The 20,192-nt window shown below is 57.7% G+C and carries 19 protein-coding genes, 1 tRNA gene and 5 pseudogenes; 13 read left to right on the top strand and 12 right to left on the bottom strand.

All coding sequences use genetic code 11. The features are described from left to right. Window positions 1-5: 5 nt before the first annotated feature. Window positions 6-467 (bottom strand): MarR family winged helix-turn-helix transcriptional regulator, encoded by a 462-nt coding sequence (locus tag BLR63_RS02375; protein ID WP_010567213.1) that lies wholly within the window; start codon window positions 465-467, stop codon window positions 6-8. 54 nt (window positions 468-521) lie between these two features. Here BLR63_RS02375 and BLR63_RS02370 point away from each other — a divergent pair, with 54 nt between their 5' ends. The 3 genes and pseudogenes from BLR63_RS02370 to BLR63_RS02360 all read left to right on the top strand — a co-directional run. After that, the gene (locus BLR63_RS02370) at window positions 522-890 is read left to right on the top strand and encodes a VOC family protein (RefSeq protein ID WP_010567212.1); all 369 of its coding nucleotides are present in this window, start codon (window positions 522-524) and stop codon (window positions 888-890) included. A 366-nt stretch (window positions 891-1,256) separates the two neighbouring features. Next, window positions 1,257-1,592 (top strand): DUF6124 family protein, encoded by a 336-nt coding sequence (locus BLR63_RS02365; RefSeq protein WP_010567211.1) that lies wholly within the window; start codon window positions 1,257-1,259, stop codon window positions 1,590-1,592. Between the two features lie 206 nt (window positions 1,593-1,798). After that, window positions 1,799-2,248 (top strand): annotated as a pseudogene (locus tag BLR63_RS02360) (class I SAM-dependent methyltransferase); the annotation flags it as partial. 46 nt (window positions 2,249-2,294) lie between these two features. Here BLR63_RS02360 and tnpC read toward each other — a convergent pair. Next, window positions 2,295-3,839, bottom strand: coding sequence for an IS66 family transposase (tnpC, locus tag BLR63_RS02355; RefSeq protein WP_010568141.1), 1,545 nt, complete (start codon window positions 3,837-3,839; stop codon window positions 2,295-2,297). 18 nt (window positions 3,840-3,857) lie between these two features. Next, complete coding sequence (tnpB, locus tag BLR63_RS02350; RefSeq protein ID WP_010568142.1) at window positions 3,858-4,217, bottom strand: IS66 family insertion sequence element accessory protein TnpB; 360 nt, start codon at window positions 4,215-4,217, stop codon at window positions 3,858-3,860. 86 nt (window positions 4,218-4,303) lie between these two features. Here tnpB and BLR63_RS31695 point away from each other — a divergent pair. After that, window positions 4,304-4,576, top strand: a pseudogene (locus tag BLR63_RS31695) (SAM-dependent methyltransferase); the annotation flags it as partial. Window positions 4,577-5,249: 673 nt separating this feature from the next. On the opposite strand, the gene BLR63_RS02340 reads toward BLR63_RS31695, so the two are convergent. From BLR63_RS02340 to BLR63_RS30990, 4 genes are all read right to left on the bottom strand, one after another. Beyond that, window positions 5,250-5,618, bottom strand: a complete 369-nt coding sequence (locus BLR63_RS02340) for a hypothetical protein (protein ID WP_083365918.1) — start codon at window positions 5,616-5,618, stop codon at window positions 5,250-5,252. A gap of 396 nt (window positions 5,619-6,014) precedes the next feature. Next, entirely contained in the window at window positions 6,015-6,722 is a 708-nt protein-coding gene (locus BLR63_RS02335) for a hypothetical protein (protein ID WP_010568136.1), read from the bottom strand. A 380-nt stretch (window positions 6,723-7,102) separates the two neighbouring features. Beyond that, window positions 7,103-8,476, bottom strand: a complete 1,374-nt coding sequence (locus BLR63_RS02330) for an IS1182 family transposase (protein WP_010568148.1) — start codon at window positions 8,474-8,476, stop codon at window positions 7,103-7,105. Next, window positions 8,421-8,606 (bottom strand): hypothetical protein, encoded by a 186-nt coding sequence (locus tag BLR63_RS30990; RefSeq protein ID WP_156791892.1) that lies wholly within the window; start codon window positions 8,604-8,606, stop codon window positions 8,421-8,423. The genes BLR63_RS02330 and BLR63_RS30990 overlap by 56 nt, the downstream gene beginning before the upstream one ends. 151 nt (window positions 8,607-8,757) lie before the next feature. On the opposite strand from BLR63_RS30990, the gene BLR63_RS02325 reads away from it, so the two are divergent. From BLR63_RS02325 to BLR63_RS02310, 5 genes and pseudogenes are all read left to right on the top strand, one after another. After that, on the top strand, window positions 8,758-9,153 hold the full coding sequence (locus BLR63_RS02325) for a hypothetical protein (RefSeq protein ID WP_010567479.1): 396 nt from the start codon (window positions 8,758-8,760) through the stop codon (window positions 9,151-9,153). Window positions 9,154-9,382: 229 nt separating this feature from the next. Then, window positions 9,383-10,489 (top strand): annotated as a pseudogene (locus BLR63_RS32270) (FIST signal transduction protein); the annotation flags it as partial. 534 nt (window positions 10,490-11,023) lie between these two features. Beyond that, window positions 11,024-11,404, top strand: a pseudogene (locus BLR63_RS32265) (methyl-accepting chemotaxis protein); the annotation flags it as partial. A gap of 293 nt (window positions 11,405-11,697) precedes the next feature. Further along, window positions 11,698-12,924 carry an MFS transporter gene (locus BLR63_RS02315; protein ID WP_010567477.1) on the top strand — a complete coding sequence of 409 codons (1,227 nt, stop codon included), beginning with the start codon at window positions 11,698-11,700 and terminating at the stop codon, window positions 12,922-12,924. Between the two features lie 81 nt (window positions 12,925-13,005). Next, window positions 13,006-13,167, top strand: a complete 162-nt coding sequence (locus BLR63_RS02310; RefSeq protein ID WP_010567476.1) for a DUF2986 domain-containing protein — start codon at window positions 13,006-13,008, stop codon at window positions 13,165-13,167. 1 nt (window position 13,168) lies between these two features. On the opposite strand, the gene BLR63_RS02305 is transcribed toward BLR63_RS02310, so the two are convergent. Beyond that, complete coding sequence (locus BLR63_RS02305; RefSeq protein ID WP_010567475.1) at window positions 13,169-14,380, bottom strand: YeeE/YedE family protein; 1,212 nt, start codon at window positions 14,378-14,380, stop codon at window positions 13,169-13,171. 139 nt (window positions 14,381-14,519) lie between these two features. On the opposite strand from BLR63_RS02305, the gene BLR63_RS02300 reads away from it, so the two are divergent. Genes BLR63_RS02300 through BLR63_RS02290 form a run of 3 tightly spaced genes read left to right on the top strand, consistent with a single transcriptional unit; the run spans window position 14,520 to window position 15,917 of the window. Then, window positions 14,520-14,795 (top strand): metal/formaldehyde-sensitive transcriptional repressor, encoded by a 276-nt coding sequence (locus tag BLR63_RS02300; RefSeq protein ID WP_010567474.1) that lies wholly within the window; start codon window positions 14,520-14,522, stop codon window positions 14,793-14,795. After that, the gene (gene dmeF / locus BLR63_RS02295) at window positions 14,792-15,703 is read left to right on the top strand and encodes a CDF family Co(II)/Ni(II) efflux transporter DmeF (protein ID WP_010567473.1); all 912 of its coding nucleotides are present in this window, start codon (window positions 14,792-14,794) and stop codon (window positions 15,701-15,703) included. The genes BLR63_RS02300 and dmeF overlap by 4 nt, the downstream gene beginning before the upstream one ends. 34 nt (window positions 15,704-15,737) lie before the next feature. Then, the gene (locus BLR63_RS02290) at window positions 15,738-15,917 is read left to right on the top strand and encodes a DUF1289 domain-containing protein (protein ID WP_081480396.1); all 180 of its coding nucleotides are present in this window, start codon (window positions 15,738-15,740) and stop codon (window positions 15,915-15,917) included. Window positions 15,918-15,933: 16 nt separating this feature from the next. Here BLR63_RS02290 and BLR63_RS02285 read toward each other — a convergent pair whose 3' ends face one another. From BLR63_RS02285 to BLR63_RS02270, 4 genes and pseudogenes are all read right to left on the bottom strand, one after another. Continuing rightward, the gene (locus tag BLR63_RS02285) at window positions 15,934-16,731 is read right to left on the bottom strand and encodes a DNA/RNA non-specific endonuclease (RefSeq protein ID WP_010567472.1); all 798 of its coding nucleotides are present in this window, start codon (window positions 16,729-16,731) and stop codon (window positions 15,934-15,936) included. Window positions 16,732-16,968: 237 nt separating this feature from the next. Then, complete coding sequence (locus BLR63_RS02280; RefSeq protein ID WP_010567471.1) at window positions 16,969-17,427, bottom strand: Hsp20 family protein; 459 nt, start codon at window positions 17,425-17,427, stop codon at window positions 16,969-16,971. Between the two features lie 350 nt (window positions 17,428-17,777). Beyond that, window positions 17,778-17,853, bottom strand: a tRNA-Asn gene (locus BLR63_RS02275). A gap of 60 nt (window positions 17,854-17,913) precedes the next feature. Next, a pseudogene (locus tag BLR63_RS02270) lies at window positions 17,914-18,809 on the bottom strand (LysR family transcriptional regulator). A gap of 101 nt (window positions 18,810-18,910) precedes the next feature. On the opposite strand from BLR63_RS02270, the gene lldD reads away from it, so the two are divergent. Next, window positions 18,911-20,053, top strand: coding sequence for an FMN-dependent L-lactate dehydrogenase LldD (gene lldD, locus BLR63_RS02265; RefSeq protein ID WP_010567469.1), 1,143 nt, complete (start codon window positions 18,911-18,913; stop codon window positions 20,051-20,053). Window positions 20,054-20,192 lie beyond the last annotated feature (139 nt).

Raw genomic sequence — 20,192 nt, 5'->3', positions numbered from 1 at the left:
AATCCCTAGCTGTCAGGTGTTTGATCGTCCAAGGCGGCGGCGCAACGCTTGAGCAACTCGCGAAGAAGCTCGATTTCTTCAGCCGACAGCGTGGAGAGCATCTGCTGCTCCACGGCGTCGGCAGCTTTTGCGCCATCGGCGACGGCCTTCTGACCAGCCGCCGTAAGCTCAGTCATGATGACCCGGCCATGCGTGGGGTGCGGGCTGCGCGTGATCAGGCCGCCACGCTCAAGATTGACGAGGATCGCCTGCATGGTCTGTGGTGTCACAAACGCTGCACGAGCCAACTCGGCATTGGAGATTTGCGGATTACCGGCGACGGCAAGTAAAACTGCGTTCTGCGGCGCTGTGATGCCCAGCTGTGCGAGTTCGGCATCCAGGCGCTGCCTCAATCGGTGTTGCGTGATTTTCAGGTTGTAACCAATCCAGTCGACCCCGTTTCGAGGCACAAGCTTCGGCTTTGACATGTCAGGCCCCTTATACTATTGTCAGGTCCCTTATATTGATTGATGGACACGGCTATGACAACTCCAATCGGACCTGACTTTATCGCCTTGCAAGTGCGCAACCTCGCGGCATCCCGCAGGTTCTATCTAGAGATTTTCGGTTTCGAGGCTTCGGCACACTGCCCTCCCGGAGCAGCGATCTTCAAGACCGAGCCGATTACGTTGGCGCTGCGGGAGCCAATCCATGCACTTCCGGACACGGGGCCGCTGGGTATCGGTATGGTGCTTTGGATCGCATGCGCCGACGCAGATGCCTTGCACGACCTTATTCTCAAGCGAGGTGGGGTGATCCTGAGCCCGCTCGCAGACGGCCCATTCGGTCGCTTCTTTGTGGCCAGGGACCCCGATGGCTACGCGATCACTTTTCATACGGCGCGAACCTGACCGCCCTTCGTGCTCAGCCGGGTGGAAGCCTATTTGCCAGGTCACCGGGCCCACAGTACGCTTCAGCGCCTTGCTCCCTTGCCTACAGTTGCGTCAGAATCCGCCGGCTTGTGCGCTTGGGCGAGCGTCTCTAAGGTGGCCCGGTCGCTGACAACTCAGTGATCGGGTTTAGTAGCCCGAGTGACAACATAAAGTGCATGAACCTCATCGATCAGATGTTCTTGTCTGTACTTGATGGTGGCTGTGCGCAGGGCGCCCTCGGGCGCGCCGGCTTTGTGTGTTTCCCCGGTCTACTAACCTGCGTACAGCCGCCACCCTTTCGTTTAGTAGCGAAACGGTGCTGGCCCTAAAACAGGTACAACACACATGTTCAAAGTCACGCCTAACCCTCCAAACGGTCCCGACCTGAAGCTCGACCAAGCCGCCCATCGCGCGATTGATCATTACCTCAACCCCAGCGCTGAACCACCCCTGCCCCCCTCGACAACGCTGTTCAGCGTTGCAGACGACGCCAGCAGCGAAATGCTGATCGCCAATAGCTACGAAACCTTTTCCTCAGTTAACGCGTTGTTGCTGGACCTGTCGGATCAACTGACGGGGAAACAACGGGACGTGGCACTGGCGATTCACCAATTGAGTGAATTGGGGGTGTTGTTAGTGGATAAGTTGATGACGCGCGAGGGAGCTGTAGCGGGTAGCTGAGTTTTCAGTGCTTTCAGCGGGTAGATCGCCGAGTTGTCGTCATCGTCTTACGGCAACTCGGCGATTCGCTAAAGTTGGGTTCATCTCCTAAAGACCAGGTCTCATACGCGCCATGCATTCCTTGCAGGAATGCGCCACATAAAATCAATGGATTTTTATTATTGCTGTGTCTGGCGTAGCTTGATTTCAGGACATGGAGAACCGCATTGAAATCATCCCCTCTCGACTCAGCTGAAAAATTTGATACCTCACGAGCTAATGAGTACGGACGACAGAGCCGTATTGCGCTAGCTGGATATGACGCCTGCCAAGACTTGGCTGCATGCATGCTGGCGGCAAGCCTGGGCAATACAAATTCGGCAAAAATACTGGTCGTTGGCGCTGGCGGTACGGCGCAGGAGATTATTGCGATGGCCAAGCTTGAACCGAGTTGGCGCTTCACGGCCGTTGACCCATCCGAGCCAATGCTGGAGGCAGCGAAGCAGCAGCTAGAGGCAAACAACTTGCTTGAAAGAACGGCCATGCATCTTGGGCAAGTTGAAGACCTGGCAGCAGACGAGTCATACGACGCAGCGACCTTGATCGGTGTACTCCATCATCTCGATGGAGATGACGCCAAGCGCCAAATTTTACGATCCATTCGGGCTCATCTAAAACGTAAGCGATCCATAAACCCCACCTATCCCAAGGTGGGTCAACGGTTTACCGTGGCATCTCCGGTGAGCAGTTCCACGGCAGCAAGGCTTCGTAGTCTTCGACCGTCGAGGCATATGGCAACCGCTCCAGTACGTGGCGCAGCCACGTATAGGGCTCCTGGCCGTTGACCTTGGCGGTCTCGACCAAGCTGTAAATCTTTGCGCTGGCGGCGGCGCCGTTGACGGTATCACTGAACAACCAAGCTTTGCGTCCGATCACAAACGGCTTGATCGCTCTTTCAGCGGCGTTGTTGTCGATGGGTAAATAACCCGCTTCGACATAGCGCTCCAGTCGGTTCCAGTTATTCGCCAGATAGTGCACAGCCTTGCCTAATGCGCTTTGCGGCGTCACTTGGGATTGGGTCTTAGCCAGCCAGCTTTTCAGTTGGGCCAGGATCGGCAAGCTCTTCTCCTGACGAGCGATAAACCGTTGTTCATCGCTGGCGTCTTTGGATTCGCGTTCGATGCTGTACAGTTTGTTGATCATCGTCAGCGCGATATCAGCCCTCCCGGTTTTACCCTTAGGCTGCACTTTTTGCGCATCCACGAACTTGCGGCGTGCATGCGCCATGCATGCCAGTCGCTCCACGCCCGGCTGCAACGCGAAGGCGTTATAGCCGGCGTAATCATCGGTCATCACATAGCCGCGATAGCTGTCCAGCAAACGCAACGGTACATCCTGCGCTCGGCTGGAGGTGTAGTCGAACAGCACGACTTTCTTGTCCGGTGGGCCACTGGCCTGCACCCACATCCAGGATTGACTGGTCGGGTCACGATCCGGCTCCTTCAACACCTGCACGCGGGTTTCATCGCAGTGGATCACCGGGCTTTCCAGCAAGCGGTCGCGCATCAAATTCAGCAGTGGCTGGAAGTGTTCGCTGCACTGGATCACCCAGCGCGCCAGCGTCTGGCGCGCAATCTCGACGCCATGTCGGCTGAGCACGGTTTCAAACCGGTGCAACGGCAAGCCATCGACGTATTTGGTAGTCAGCAGCATCGCCAGCACGCTGGGACTGGCCATACTCTTTTCGATCAACTGAGCAGGCTTGTCAGCCGTGACCGGTGCAGTTTCACAGCCCCGGCAACCGTAGACCTTGCGGATGTGCCTGATGACACGGATCTGCATCGGCACGATGTCCAGTTGTTCGCTGGTTTCTTCGCCGATGGCGTGTTTGCGGCAACCGCAGGCACAGGTCAGTTCGTGTTCAGGCAGTTCGTGGATGATTTCGATACGCGGCAGATCGGCCGACAACGGCTTGCGCTTGCCACGGCGCGGCGTCGGCGCAACGGCTTCTTCGTCAGGGTCATCAACGAGCGGCATCGGCTCGCTTTCGGGCTCGTTGAACAGCGCCAGTTGCGGCGTGTTGGGCTCGACAGTCTGTTCGGACTTGCGCCCGAACAAGCGGTCGCGCAGCAACTTGATCTGCTCTTTCAGGTCGACGATGTGGGTTTGATAAGCCTGGGCCACTTCTTCCTGGCGACTGAGTGCCTCAAGCAGCAGTTGCTTGAGCAAAACAGGATCATCAGGCAGGTCGTCGGGCAGGGAAATCATGGCCCGGATTATACCGGGTCAGGCTACGTAGCGTGGGGTCAAAACCTGATGAGGGCGGTTGCGCCAAAGGTCAAAACCGTCGAGCAACCAGTTCAGTTCCTGGACGCTCAATACGATGGCTTCGTCGGTGACGTGGGGCGAGGTTTTGAAACGCTCGGATTCCAGGCGCTTGAGCCAAAGACAGAAGCCGTTGCGCTCCCAATAGAGGATTTTCACCCGGTTGCGGGAGCGATTCAGAAAAACGAAAAGTACCGGGTCGAAGACGGCCACCTTGATATCCAGCTCGACCAGGGCGGCCAGGCCGTCGATGGATTTTCGGAAGTCCACGGACTTGGGGTAAAGGTAAACTTTTTCGACTTTGGCGTCGGGACGCATCATGAGGTGCTGGCTCCAGAAAGAGATCGGGAGCGCAGCATCGGGCTTCAATGGGCGGCTTTGAATGTGTGAGTGATGGATCGGTTACTCTAAAACCGGGTGCGCCGCTGATTGTCGCGGGGAATCAATACGCTTACGCCAGCCAGCCGTTACTGCTTGCGGCCTGGGGGCAGCGGTGGCGACAGCATGGGGCCAGCGCGGATGAAGTGAAGGTCAAACTCGGGAAAATCCTTCAAGGCGCTGATCCTCCACATTCCGAGGCGGCGGTTCAGAAACTCTTGCATGACGCCGGATTTGGAGACGCTACCCGTTTCTTCAGCAGCCTTTTCTGGGGGGCGTGGTTGACTTGCAAAGTGGTCTGAACATGACTGCGAATGACTGCTTCTGGCCGTTCTCTATCAGTCGCGAGAGGCAGAAAGCGGCCAAAACCGGCAATTCAAGAGTGGGCGGACAGCTGCTAATCAACGACTAGCGTTCGATAAATCCGATTGGCAATTAATAGGTTGAGTAGTTTGATAAAATCATTCCACTCTTTTTAGTTATGCTCTTCAAGAACTACTTTTTGACTCCGTTATCGTAATATTGAAACGTTAATTTCGAGGCGAACGCATGTTCTTTTAGCCTCGGAAACCTCCACTCACGCAACAGTCTTCGTGCGCTACGATTATAAAAAAACGAATAATGCGCTAAAATTTTTCGCTCGCCTGGGTACATAGAGTCAGTCAATAGACTCGAGAAAGATCGCTTTAACGGTTCTGGTATGTCTGCATTATTGATAAGACGCAAGGCACGAAGGGCGCGATTATTAAATCCAATGCAGATGTCGTTATTTAGCAGACCACTCACCACCCCTTTAACTGCTTTATATTGTGCGCGCGGTGATAGTTTGCTATGAGCAATACTATTCGCATTAATCATCCTTGATATCTTATCCCCCTCTGTAACGCCGGTATTAGTATCGGCCTGCCTGTAATGAATCTCACAATACGCTTCCAACCTTTCCAAGATTTGAAAGAAAGTCCCCTCAAATTTTTCTCATTCAATAAATCTCATTTGACGCTCTAGGAAGTCAGCAGTTTTTCTTGCTTCAGCCGTCTGGATCATTGTGGTTCTCAGCAATACCAGAAGTGCGATAAAGCTTAAGATTGGATTGGTAAGCCCTCCAACAAAATCACCAACTTGTCCAATATTGTTGTCAATGACAAAATCCTGATCAAAAAGCAGAAAAAAAACAAAGCATACCAATAAGGCGAAAGCAGCTGCCCACCAAGCTACTAACGTTGAATCAAACGGCATCAATTGTTTCTTGTCTTTTTGTTTGTCTCGAGATAGAAGGTAAAAATAAAGCGCGAGCCCCGATACACCAACAAGGCTAAAGATTAGTGCGATTAGCAGTACAATCATATTGGTTGATTCTCTCTAAGTTTAGCACTGAACAATACTTAATTTTAAATCAAATAGTCTGTAAACGTTTTCGTTCTAAACTATTGGTTTATCCATATACGCTAACTGTTGTCAAATCCGCAGTTAACGATAATCACGACCGCGTCAATGCGCGAAGCGAGAGGTGATGTAAGGAAAGGATGATACTGCAAGCGTCGCACGAGACTCCATTCAAATAAACCGATCACAATCCCAGAAGTCGTTATACCGGCTACTTTTCAACGCTCAGGCGCTAGTACTCTATGCTAAAGGGTTGCTGTGGGTTGTGAAAATGCATTTATGAGCGTCTGCTTTTGGCCGAACGCCAGCGGTCGCGAAGGGTCGCAATCAGCCATTCAAGCCAAGTCCTTTTAGCTGCTAGCCAGCCTCAGACATGATAGTTGTGAGTCTTTGTGCGCAAGCGTCTTTACACTTAGAATTCCAATCGCTGTAAACGTTGAGCATGCTTTCGAAAGCCCTTAACTCTGACGTTATGATAGGAAGTGTTTCTTCTGTTAGTATTAGACTCAACCCACTAATTTTGTTGATGAGTTCTTGTGTCGCCCCCCAAAGGGGGTGGATCATTTTGATCGTTGCTTCGATGTGAGAAAGGCTTCTCCAGTGCTGTCGATTATCATCGATTACAACATTGATCTGACCAACAGCGGCAGTCAGCTTGTCTCGAAAATCAACTAGTCGACCATTGAACTCTTGAACATGTCCCGCTAGCAACATTGTGCGGTGATCGTGATAAACGTCACGCCCCAACTGGTGCACGCTCTTAACATCACCATTCAGCAGCAACTGAATTTCCTTGATTGCTAACACTTCTGAATTAATTCTTTGCTCTGCCGATATCAGGCTAAGCTGATTTTTATAAGTCTCTTTCAGGAGAGCAATTTGGTTGTTATGTGAATCGTTGAGTAAAGTGTTCTGGTGCTCAAGCGCAATCTTGTTGTTGTCCATAGCTTCGCGGTGGTGTTTGGCAATCTGTTTTAGCTGAAAGTAAGCTACTGCCAGAGTAGCGAGCACTCCAAGGGCGCCCCCAATCAACCCGCTCGTTAAGTTTTCCAATGTCCCCGTCATCCAAACCTCCAATCCCTTGCTTACCTGCACGCGCTATTCGAACACCTATGCCAGTGCAAAGGGAAGACGGCCACAGTCATGTGATAGATTTTCGGCCTTTTTTTATGGAAAACCAACCCCGCCGCCGAAAATGTCCTCATGTTTTATGAGTTTGTGCATGCAGCCTAAAATATTGAGTCGTCCCTAAATTTCTAGGCGAGTCCGAAGGGCACCTTTTGGCCGATTCTGTTGAAAAAGTCGGAATTTCAGGCTGTAAGAAGGCGACGTTGGCCCTCGTTTCAGAACCTGGTCACCACGTTGCGTGGCTTTCCGGTTCTGCATTGACCGTTGCAGCTTGGTTAATAGGTTAATTTGAGGGTTTTTGCTGATTCCGGGCGTACCTATCCCGTGGTCGGCGGCCCTTGTGAGGTCAGTTTCGCCAGTCGTCTTAAATTCTGTACCGCAGCGGCCAAGGTAAATTCGTCGTTTGCACCGGTCATTCCTCGTAGCCTTAATCGATCCAGTTTCAGGATTCGTTTGAGATGAGCGAACAACATTTCGACCTTTTTGCGCTCATGGCGAGAGCACACGTATTGCGGTGTTGCGGCAATTCGCCGAGCAACATTGCGTGCCGCCTCATGGACGCTACGGGCGATTTTTCGGAACGAGGTGTTTGGGCAGCAGCGCTCTTTCATTGAGCATTTAGAGCAGTCTGTTTTCCGGGATCGAAAGATGATGGTGTCGGCTTTCGTGACATGTGAGCGCTGGTTCTTGAAGGCCCGCCACTCGCTGCGCAGGGCGTGCCCCGTGGGACAACGATATTCCTGCGCTTCTTCACTCCATTGAAAATCACTGATCGAGAGGCTCTCGTTCTTACGCTCGGTTTTGTCCCAAACCGGCACATGCGGCTCGATGTCTTTTTCGTTCACCATCCAGGCCAGCATCGGTGCGGTTCCGTAAGCGGTATCGCCGATGAGCCGATCCGGCTTGATGTCGAACTGTTCTTCGACCCGCTCGATCATGGTCTTGGTGCTCTCGACCTCGGCGGTTCGATGCGCTGGGGTCGGCTCCACATCCATGATCACGCCATGCTCGACATCAATCAGATAGTTCGTCGAGTAGGCGAAAAACGCCGGGCCTCCTGGCGCTGCGGTCCAACGAGAAAGTGGATCAGTCAATGACAGGCGCTTAGGCAGTGCTTCGCGTAACGCTTCTTCATCCAGCGCTTCAAGGTACTCACGCACGGCGCGAGTACTCAGCGACGGATCGCGCCAGTTGATTTCATCATCGCCAGGTACGCCACGTTGCCGACTGGCATCTGCTTTGATGACGCTGGCGTCGACCGCAAACCCTTCGCCCTTGACCAGACCTGCGTCCATGCAGCGACGCAGCACCTCGTTGAACAGCCAGCGAAACAGCGAGCTGTCACGAAAGCGACCGTGCCGATTCTTGGAAAACGTAGAGTGATTGGGGACTTCGTCTTCGAGGCTTAAGCGGCAGAACCAGCGATACGCCAAGTTCAAATGAGCCTCTTCGCACAACCGACGTTCGGAGCGAATGCCGTAGCAGTAGCCCACCACCAACAGGCGAATCATCAGTTCGGGATCAATCGATGGGCGCCCGATTGGGCTATAAAAATCGGCGAGATAATGGCGCAGATCGCTGAGATCAAGGCATCGATCAATGCTGCGCAGGAGGTGATTGGCTGGGATGTGATCTTCAATGTTGAACGAGTAAAACAGCCTCTCTTGTCCGCTCGACAATTGTCCCATCATGCTGCGAATCCTCCCGCTGGCCGATGACCTGATTTTGCCGCAGGCCAAGCAGGATATCTACTTTTTCAACAGAATCGGCCGATTTCTGCCCTTCATAACCGAAAAAAAAAAAATCAACCCAACCATCCATTCGAATCCCCCCAATAAGTCCTGCGCATCTAAATAGATGAACCCACTCCATAAGCGTCAACCGTTCGGCACCAGCCTCGACGCTATCAAACAGTGTTGTCTACGCTTTGATCTACCGGATATTTTTCCGGCAAATACAAGGAAGGTGTGGAATGACTTTATTTAAGTTCGGCACGTCCATCTTGTTGTTGTATCTGGCCGGTTGCACCACCAGCGGCGCGTATCGACCACCGCCAGTACCTGCCGCTGCGGTAACGCTAAATGATGAGCAAATCCACGACACGTTGATGGGCAAGCGGCTGTACGGAACCACTCTGGAAGGCGGTCATCCGTATTCGATCAGTTTTTCTCCCGATGGAGTAGACGTGTTCGAGATGGCGCCTAACCCGCCCGAGAGAGAACACTGGACTCTCAACCAGGGTGTCGTTTGCGTCATACCGAAGGACTATCCAAAGGAATGCAGCCAGGTAAAGGTGGCTGACAATGAGTATTGGTTTGTTGATCCCAAAAGCGGAAAAGTCAATGCGCACTTGAAGCTCAAGCCATGATTTGCGGTGCGTTCCGGGGTGGTGAAGTCCAGTCAGGCTAATGCGGAGTTGGTCCTGAGCCTTGGGTCGAAGGTGCCCGTCAGCCCACGGGCGACTCGGCCTGATAGTGGTCAACACCCGCCTGAATGCGTCCATCCGTCGCCCCCCCTCTTGTCCTCACTCAACCTGCCGATAACCCTACTAAGCGCATGCCTTCATCCTGCGTCCCCACCCGATTGAGCCGACCGCCATGAACCCACTGTCTCTCATAAAAAAAGCCCGGGCCGATCGTCAAGGCACCGCCACGCTCACCTGCACCGCCCAGGAACTGGGCCCCGCGTTAGCTAACCTGCGCATCACCCCGACCCTGATCACTGGTTTCATCTCTCCTCACCTGGACATCGACCAGGTCGCCGCCACGCTCAAACGTCGCTTCCCCCAAGCCACCATCAGCCTGTGCACCACCTCGGGCGAGTTGTGCAACGCGGCCAATTCGCTGTATTGCACCACCGGCGAGCGCTGGGATCGGGTGGTGCTGCAGTTGTTCGATGACAGCCTGATTGCCTCGGCCGAAGTGGTGATGGTGCCGTTGGAATGCGAGGACATTCGCGGCGGCGGCAAGCGCCTGGGGATGCAGGAGCGGATTGCCAAGTTGGTGGGCAATATCAAGCGGCTACAAGTGCACACGCCCATCGATCATCGCGATACGTTGGCCTATGTGGTGTTCGACGGGTTGTCGGCGTCGGAATCGTTTTTTATGGAGGCGCTGTATGAGTCGGGGCGTTTCCCCTGCTTGTTCGTGGGCGGTTCGGCTGGGGGCAAGTTGGATTTCCAGAAGACGCTGATTCACGATGGCCAGCGCAGTTATCAGAACCATGCACAGATCGTGTTCCTGAAGACGGCGGCTCATGTGCGATTTGGCGTGTTCAAGAGCCAGAACTTCAAACCGGCGGATTTGACCTTCAGCGTGCTCACCGCGTCGGTGGAGGACCGCACGATTGACCAGGTGATCGACAGCAGCGGCAATATCAAGAGCATGGTGCAGGCACTGTGCGACGCGTTCAATTGCGCGCCCCAGGCCCTGGAGTCGAAACTGTCTGACTACTCGTTCGCGATTCGGGTGGGCAGCGAGTTGTTTGTGCGCTCCATCGCGCGCATCGACCATCAACAGCAGATCGTGCAGCTGTTTTGCGACGTGGCGCCCGGCGAGGAGTTGGTGATGGTGCGGCGCACCCCCTTGCGCGATGCCACGCGCCTGGACTACGAGCAGTTCTTGCGCGGCAAGGGCGGCCAGCCGGTGGCGGGGATTCTGAACGACTGCATTTTGCGCCGGCTCAACAACGCGGGCGAACTGGGCGGCATGGCCGGCACGTTCGGGGATGTGCCGCTGGCGGGGTTCTCGACCTTCGGTGAAATTCTGGGGTTGAACCTGAACCAGACGCTGACCGCGATTTTCTTCTTTCGGGTGGCCAAGGGCGCCAGCTTCAGCGACGAGTATGTGGACAATTTCATCGCCCACTACGGCGAATTCAAGGCGTTTTTCCTGCGGCGCCAGGTGAAGAAACTGGCGGGGCTGAACCATGTGGTGGTCAAGCAGATCGCCGCGTTCAAGAACAACGATTTCACCGGCGCGCTGAATACCCGCGGGCTGGACAACAGCATCCTGCCAGTGTTCGAAGGCCTCTCGGACTTGGGCCAGGTGCTGGCCCAGGCCGAGCGCCAGCAGGCGGACATCGCGGCACAGATCAAGCATTACTCCGGTGAGTTGCACGCGTCGATGGACGAGCTGGTGGGCACCATCGACCAGCAGAACACCGTGTCTGCCCAGGCCGGGGCCACGGTGGAGGGGGTGTCCAGCCAGGCGGATGTCGCGGTGGAGGGCGCGCGCACGCTGGCGGGCTCGAGTTTGCGTATCCAGTCGATTGTGCAGGTGATCCAGCAGATCGCCGGGCAGACCAACCTGCTGGCGCTCAACGCCGCCATCGAAGCGGCCCGTGCTGGCGACCTGGGCCGGGGCTTTGCGGTGGTGGCCGACGAAGTGCGCAAACTGGCGGAAATCACCCGTAAGAATGCGGCGGAAATCGGCGTGGATATCGACCTGTTGTCCAGCGAAACCCAGCGCGTGGCCCAGCAGATTGAAGACCAGTCCAGCGGCGTCGGCGCACTGCGCGAAATGCTCGATACCCTGGAAGCGTCAAGCCGGGCGACCGAGGGCACGGCGCAACGGACCAAGACCATTGCGGATACGTTGACGGGGCTGACCCATACGTAGGGTTACTTTTTTTTGGGGGGGGTGAGCCGACTGAACAGGTCGCTCATCCCGATCACTCGCGTAGCAGGCGGATCGCTGCGGTCGGCAATCGCCATCCATGATGGAGCGCAACGCCCCGCCTGCCCTGGCTTAAAAGCGCGCATTCAATGGAATGTGCGCCGTTCATATCGATAGCACTGATGATGACTATCGAACCGCTCGCCTATTGGGTCGCCAAGACCGATTCCTATAATCGCTCCCCACTTCGTCCCCCCGCCTGGTTTCAGGCGGCACCCCTCTTGGAACCCAACGCCATGTCCAGCGCGCTCCAGGCCCCTCACGGCCGTCCCGAACATAATCAACAGAGTGTCAAACAGCAGTGGCTGGCGATTCTGTCGGTCGCCGTGGGGGCTTTCGCCCTGGTGACCAGTGAGTTTCTGCCGGTGGGCGTGTTGAACGATGTCGCCAGCGACCTTGGCATCAGTGCCGGCCACGCCGGTCTGATGGTGACCCTGCCGGGGATCATGGCCGCCCTCGCCGCGCCTTTTCTGTCGGTGAGCATTGGGGGCATGGATCGTCGCTATCTGCTGATCGGCCTAACCTTGATCATGATCGTCGCCAACTCGGTGGTGGCCTTCGCCAGCGATTTTAGCCTGTTGCTGTTCGGACGCGTGTTGCTGGGCATCAGCATCGGTGGGTTCTGGGCCACGGCCATCGCCCTCAGCGGGCGCCTGGCGCCCAAGGGCGTGGGCGTCGCGCAGGCCACGTCGATCATCATGGTCGGCGTGACGTTGGCCACCGTACTCGGCGTGCCCGTCGGCACCTGGCTCAGCGGCCTGATGGGCTGGCGCATGACGTTCCTGATCACTGCGCTGCTGGGCGTACCGGTGCTGCTGGCGCAGGTCTTCCTGTTGCCGCGGCTCATGCCGGAAAAGGCGATTCGCATCAGCGACCTGCCGGCCTTGTTTATCAACCCACAATCGCGGGTCGGCTTGATCGCCGTGTTGCTGATCGGCCTGGCGCACTTTGCCGCCTACACCTATGTCGCGCCCTTCTTCAAATACAGCTCCGGCTTCGACGGGCCGACGATTGGCTCGCTATTGCTGCTCTTTGGCGTGGCCGGGGTATTTGGCAATATCTTTGCCGGTTTCGCCGCCAACCGTAGCGTGCGTCACACCTTGTTGCTGGTCGCGCTGATGATCGGCACCAGCACCGCGCTGTTCCCTTACTTCGCCACCGGCATGACCGGCGCCGCGATGCTGATCGGGCTGTGGGGCTTCGCCTTCGGCGCCTTCCCCGCCTGCGCCAGCATCTGGATGTTTGTGGTCGCGCCCAAGGACGTCGAGCGCGGCATGCCGCTGTTCGTCGCCCTGTTCCAGGTGATTATTGCCTTGGGCTCGTTCTTTGGCGGGCGCATCGTCGACCAGTTGGGCAGCGCGGTGCTGCTGAGCCTGGCCACGGCCCTGGTGGGCTGCGGGTTTGTCACGGTGCTGGTGCTGGGGCGCAACGTCAGCAACCGCTTGGCGGCGGAGCCCTGCTAGACCGGTGCAGTGGCGACGCGGGAGACGATCGCGGTTTTTAAGCTGGTATCATCCGCGCCTGTACACGTCAGGTAAAACCCCATGAATCGCCAGAAAAAACTCCAGCAGCTGTTCAAAGCCAAAGCCAAGAAGGCCAGTGCCAAATTGGCGCCGAAAAGTAAGGATAAGTACATCAGCAAAGCGGAGCGGGAAAAGCTGCCGGCTGAAGCGGCTCAGGAACCCAGCCTTTCCCCGGAGAGCTGACTCAGCAACCGCTCAACGCCACCTGCGGCCGCTCACCTGCGAAGAAAAACGGCCGCAACCGCACGCCAACGCCATTGCCGATGAACGCTGCCACCAGCCACACCCAGCCGTGCAGGCTGCCGGAGGCGATGCCGCTGAAGTACGCGCCGATATTGCAGCCGTATGCCAGGCGCGAGCCATAGCCCAGCAGCAGGCCGCCGATCACCGCCGCCACCAGCGAGCGCGTCGGGATCTTCAGGCTGGGGGCGAAGCGTCCGGCCAGGCCTGCGGCCAGCAGCGCACCCAGGACGATGCCGATGTCCATCACGCTGGTGATGTCTTCCCACACCGGTGCGGCCAGGGCCTTGGCATTGCCCGGTATTTGCCAGAACGCCCAACTGGCCACATCCACACCCAACCCGCTTGCCACCTTGGCCCCCCACAATGCGAACGCCGAGGTGATGCCCCACGGCCGCCCGGCCAGGGCCAGGGTCGCGTAATTGAGCAGTGCCAGGCCAACCGCGCCCCACACCAACGGCCACGGCCCGCGCAGGAAGCGGCGCACACCCAGGTGCTCGCTGATCGCGCCGGCTTCAAGCTGGCCATGACGGCGCTTTTCCAGGCGCACGGTCACCGCCGCAATCAGCGCGAACAGCGCCAGGTTCAAGATCAATGCCGGCACCACACCGAAGCTTTTGACGATGGAGACCGCCGGCAACGCCGGCAGCGCAAACCACCAGTCCACGTGATGGGTGGCGATCAGCGAACCGCAGATAAAGAACAACAAGGTCACCAACATGCGTGCATTGCCGCCGCCCACGGTGAACAGCGTGCCCGACGCACAGCCGCCGCCCAACTGCATACCGATCCCAAAGATAAACGCGCCGAACACCACCGACACCCCGACCGGCGCCACCAGCCCGACCACCGGCTGGCCGAACAGGCTGCCCGCCCCCAGCGCCGGGAAAAACAGCAGCACCGCCAGCGCCAGCATCACCATCTGCGCGCGCAAGCCGGCGCCACGCCGGTCATTGATAAACACGCGCCAGGCCGAAGTAAAGCCGAACGCGGCATGGTAGAGAGTCAGGCCCAGCGCGGCGCCGACGGCCAGCAACAACACTTGGCGCGAGCCGACGTTGTTCTGCAGGAACAGGCCGCCCAGCACCAGCAGGATAAAGGCCACCAGCGGCGCGATGGGCTTGCGCGCGGGGGTCGTAGCAAGAGAGGTGCTCATGGGGTATCTCGGTTCGTTTGAATAGGTGGATTGCCAGGGAGGCGAGTATAAACCCGGCGGAAACCTTCGCACCTGCGATCTTGTATAGGGGGGTGGGGTATGCAATGATCCGCCCCTTCATAGGTAGGGGGGGTATCCCATGAGCCATATTTCAGCCAACAAAGACAGCCTGATCAAACGGGTAAAACGCATCGCCGGGCAGATCCAGGCGGTGGAAAACGCCCTGGAGTCAGACGCCGACTGCGCCAAGACCCTGCACCTGGTGGCCGCCACCCGCGGCGCCATCAATGGTTTGATGGAAGAAATCATCGAGGAACACGCCAGGGCGCATGTGGCCGATCCTTCCCTCAGCGACGAAGCACGCAACCAGGGCGTGGAAGAGTTGCTGGAAGCCATTCGACGGTATTCCAAATGACCCTCCTCGATAATCACGTACACGAGCACGTGTTCCTCGGCTCATCCCACGAAGAAAACGCCCGGCGCACCCTGTGGGTGGTGCTGCTGACGCTGGTGATGATGGTGGCGGAAATCGCCGCCGGCTATCTCACCGGTTCCATGGCCCTGCTGGCCGACGGTTTCCACATGGCCACCCACGCCGGCGCCCTGGGCATCGCCGCGGCGGCCTACGCCTATGCCAAGCGCCATGCGCGCAGCGCGCGCTTCAGTTTCGGCACCGGCAAGGTCGGCGACCTGGGCGGCTTCGCCTCGGCGCTGATCCTGGCGCTGGTATCCCTGGGCATTGCGGTCGAGTCGGTGATGCGCCTGTTGGAACCCGCCGAGGTGCAGTTCGGTACAGCGACGCTGATTGCCATCGTCGGCCTGGTGGTGAATATCGTCAGTGCGCTGTTGCTGGGTCACGGTCATAGCCACGGTCACGATCATGACCACGACCATCATCACTCAGGTCACGACAACAACCTGCAATCGGCCTACGTGCATGTGCTCGCCGATGCGCTCACCTCGGTGCTCGCCATCGCCGCGTTGCTGGCCGGCCGCTACCTGGGTTGGGTGTGGTTGGACCCAGTGATGGGTATCGTCGGTGCCATCGTGATCGCGCGCTGGGCCTGGAGCTTGATGGGCGTGACCGCAGGCGTGCTGCTGGACCAGACCGACGAACACGTCGCCGCCGAGATCCGCGAACTGATCGAACAGGCCGGCGATGCCAGGATCACCGACTTGCACGTGTGGCGCGTGGGCCCCGAGGCACATGCGGCGATTGTGAGTGTTGTCGGCAGTTCGACAACCGATGCCGATGGCATTCGCGAGCGCCTCAAACCCGTCCATGAAGTGAGCCACCTCACCGTCGAGTTCCGGGCGGCGTAACCGCTCCTCTTGACGTCATCCCCCAGGTGAACCCTTGGCCAAAGACATCGACAACCCGTGTGTCTCAACATGCAAGCTCAGCGGCGATCTATGCGTCAGTTGCGGGCGCAGCAAGGACGACATCCGCCAATGGAAACGCATGAAGCGCCCCGAGAAGATGGCCGCCGTGCAACGCGCGACGCTACGCTTGAAGGCGTTGAAAAAAGGTAAATAAGGCGCTCAGCCGTTGATCATGTGCGCCCCACCGACCCCGACACCGGAAGATTGCCCAACAACTTGAGCCCGGTGCTTTTCACGAAGGTGTCGTAGTCCATCGGCTTCTGGATACGGGTTTCGGCGTTGGGCAACACATAGGCCCAGGCGCGCTGGGACGACGCGTCGTACACCAGCTTGAACAGACGCGTCGGCACCCAGACCCGGTTGTCGCCGATGGTGCTGTAGCCCGCATCGAACAACGGCCCGGTGAACACATACACATCGCCGCCGGCACGCTTGGCAAACTTGCGCACATCCGCCTCGACCTTGCTCCAGATCTTGCGGTTGTTGGTGGGGTCCTGGGGCACCATGTTCGACAGCGCGAAGGATTGGGCCATGGCATGGGCGTTCGGCGCATCGGCGGCCGGAGCCTGGTGGCCACGGTCCATGGCCGGATGCTGACTGCGATAGTCGCTCAGCTCCGCACGGCCGGCCTTGGGGATGCGTGGGTCGGGGTAGAACTGGTTGGTGCGCTCCTCGCCTTTGGCGTCTTTCAACTGCGCGGCGTTCAGACGTTCGACCACCACCAGCGGGGTCTTGCTGGTTTGCGAATACAGCACGGCAAAAGTGTCGGAACACAGGGCCAGGGGTTTCATCGTCGCCGGGACCGTGGCGGTGTTGATCGGCGTTTGCGCGGGAAAGAGTTCAGCACAGCCCTCGAACGAGGCACGTTGCTGCGTGGAGGTGTAAGGGTCTGCCAGGCTGCGGGCGTCCACAGCGGTGGAGAGCAAAACGAGGGCTGACAGCCCGACGGCGATATTGCGTAGGTACATGCGTTAGATCTTATGCTGAGGGTCAACGGACGAGCGCGAATGATCGTGCGGGGCGTATGGACCCTGATAAGTCTGTTTGGTGCCGCAAGACTCACCGATAACGTTGAACTTTTCCTACGAGCAAGCGTTCAGCGCCCTACATTCTCGGGAGAATCCCATGATCTTGACTGCCTTGGTTGTCGGTGCCCTCGACAAAAAATAAAGGCGCTCCGAAGAGCGCCTTTATTCATTTTGACGTTACTGCTCGTCGATGGATTTCACATCCGCCTTGGCAGCACCGCCAATCGCAATGCGCTTAGGCTTGGCTTCCTCCGGAACCACCCGGAGCAGATCGATGCTCAGCAAACCATTAGCGAGCTGCGCGCCCTGCACTTCGATGTGGTCGACCAGGCGGAACGACAAGCGAAACGCGCGCTGAGCGATGCCCTGATGCAGGTAAGTGATGCCCTCATTGTGCTCCCGCTTGCCGCCGGCGACGGTCAACACGCCCTTCTCCACCTGGATGTCCAAGTCGTCCTCCACCAAACCGGCCGCAGCGATCACGATCCGATAATGATCGTCACCGTGCTTTTCAACGTTGTGGGGTGGATAGGTAGTACCGGCCTCACTGCGAAGCGCCGATTCGAAAAGGTCGTTGAAACGGTCAAAGCCCACGGAATGACGGAACAGTGGGGCGAGGGAAAGAGTTGTAGCCATTGCAAAATCTCCTGAGTTTTCTCCAAGTGATTTGATACGCGACCCGCATTCGGCATCGCGTAAAAACTAGGTAGGTTTGGGGGGAGAAATTTCAAGCGTCGACTGCAAAAAATTTTTACCGGGGGCGGTGGCAGCCTGAGGACCGTTGGGGCTGACGGGTGAATCTACAGGCCTGCGAAATGATCTAGTCGGCCCGCCTTTGGTTGAAACGACTGCAGCGACTTTCATGATATTGACCTCGGAATCGTAGGATTTGAGATGCATTCATGCTGGTCACGCTGTGCGCTTTGATCACCCCGGAAAAATCCAAGGCAAAAAAAAAGCCTGCATCGCTGCAGGCTTTCTCTATCTGGCTCCACGACCTGGACTCGAACCAGGGACCCAATGATTAACAGTCATTTGCTCTACCAACTGAGCTATCGCGGAATGCGGCGTATGTTACTGATTGAAAAGGAGAAGTCAAGCGTTCTCTAGCATTCGTGACGATTACACCGGATGGCCGGTTGCGACCTGATGTTCTCTGGCCAGTTCCAGCCAGGCCCGTGCCGCCGGTGGCAGGTGGGCGCTGGCGCGCCAGGCCAGGGCGATGTGCCAGTCGGTGTCGGGTTCGTCTAAGGGGATCAAGGCAATGCCGGCGTGTTGATGTTTGTACGCCAGCATGCGCGGCAGGAAGGCGACGCCCAGGCCGGCCGCGACCAGGTCGACGATAAAGTCGATCTGCCCGCTGCGCGCCGTCACCCGGGGGCCACGCCCTTGCGTTCGCAGGCGGCGAGGATCTTGGCGTTCAGGGCGAAGCCGGCTTCGAAGAGGATGAAGGGCGAGTCCGCCAAGTCAGTGAAGTCGATGCGTGTGCGCCGTGCCAGGGGATGGCTGATGGGCAGCACGGCCATCAGCGGTTCATTGCGTACGGGCTGGTAGTCGAAATCTTCGTCCACCGGCAATAGCAAGGCCGCGAGGTCGACCTCCCCGGCTTCCAGGCATTCGCGCAGTTTCTTGCTGCCATATTCGGTGAGTTCGATGTCGATGTCCGGGTAGCGGCTGCGGTAGGTGGCGAACATCGTCGCAAACAGTACACCGCACCCTACCGGTGGCAGGCCGATGCGCAGTACGCCGCGCTTGAGGCCGCACAGGTCGTTGATCTCGGCGACCAGATCGTTGCGTTCAGAGAGCAAGACCAGGGCGCGGCGGTAGGCGATTTCGCCGGCGGCGGTGAGTTCGTTCCTGTGGCCTAGACGATTGAGCAGCGGCGCGCCGAGTTCTTCCTCCAGGGTCTTGACCGCCTTGCTCACGCTGGACTGGGTCAAGGACACCACCTCGGCAGCCTGGGAGAATCCCCCCTGGCGTACCACTTCGACGAAGACCCGTAAGGTTCTGAGGTTCATCGGTATTCCTTCAGCGACTGGATGCTAGCGATAAAAGTTGTTTTTATCATGCCAGAGATTGGCTTATGGTGGAGGCACCTTGCCCTGTGGAGCCTCCCTGCATGATTATTTCGTCCGCTTCCGACTACCGCGCAGCCGCCAAACGCAAGCTGCCGCGCTTCCTGTTCGACTACATCGACGGCGGCGCCTACGCCGAACACACGATGCGCGCGAACAGTTCGGACCTGGCCGAGATCAGTCTGCGCCAGCGCATCCTGCGCAATGTCGACAACCTCAGCCTGAAAACCAGCGTGTTTGGCCAGGAGCTGGCCATGCCGGTGATCCTCAGCCCGGTAGGCCTGACCGGTATGTATGCGCGACGCGGTGAAGTGCAGGCGGCCAAGGCGGCGGCCAACAAGGGCATCCCATTCTGCTTGTCGACGGTGTCGGTGTGTTCGATCGAAGAAGTGGCGTCGCAGAGCCCGCAGTCGATCTGGTTCCAGCTCTATGTGCTCAAGGACCGCGGCTTTATGCGCAACGCGCTGGAGCGGGCCCAGGCGGCTGGCATCACCACGCTGGTGTTCACAGTGGACATGCCGACACCGGGAGCGCGCTACCGCGATGCTCACTCGGGCATGTCCGGGCCATTCGCGGCATCGCGGCGTATGTTGCAGGCCGTCACCAAACCGCAGTGGGCCTTCGACGTAGGCCTGATGGGCCGCCCCCACGACCTGGGCAACATCTCCAAATACCTGGGCAAACCCACCCACCTGGAAGATTACATCGGCTGGCTGGCCAACAACTTCGACCCCTCCATCAGTTGGAAAGACTTGGAGTGGATTCGTGAGTTCTGGAAAGGCCCGATGATCATCAAAGGCATCCTCGACCCCCAGGATGCCAAGGACGCCGTGAGTTTCGGCGCCGATGGCATCGTGGTCTCCAACCATGGCGGCCGACAGCTGGACGGTGTGCTGTCCACCGCCAAAGCGTTGCCTGCGATTGCCGATGCGGTAGGCGACGACCTGACGGTGCTGGTGGACTCCGGCATCCGTTCTGGGCTGGATGTGGTGCGCATGCTCGCCCTGGGCGCCAAGGCGTGCCTGCTGGGCCGTGCAGCCGCCTATGCGCTGGCCGCCGATGGCCAGCACGGGGTGGAAAACCTGCTGGATATCTTCGCCAAGGAAATGCGCGTGGCCATGACATTGACCGGTGTCACCACGATTGACCAGATTGACCACACCACCCTGGTGCAGCCAAATAACTGACGTCATCGTTCAATGACTGTTTTCACTTTCAAAAACAGTCATTGATTTATAAGGAGTTTTATTAATTCAAACTAAATGGCATGAATCTCGCTCTGATTCTTTTCAAGCAGGTTAAGCGATGACAAGACGTGCGGCTGTG

This window comes from Pseudomonas extremaustralis (genome assembly GCF_900102035.1).
In the GTDB taxonomy this organism is placed as follows: Bacteria; Pseudomonadota; Gammaproteobacteria; order Pseudomonadales; family Pseudomonadaceae; genus Aquipseudomonas; species Aquipseudomonas extremaustralis.
Note: the sequence above shows the minus strand (reverse complement) of the source record. Positions and strands in the feature narration are given on the sequence as shown.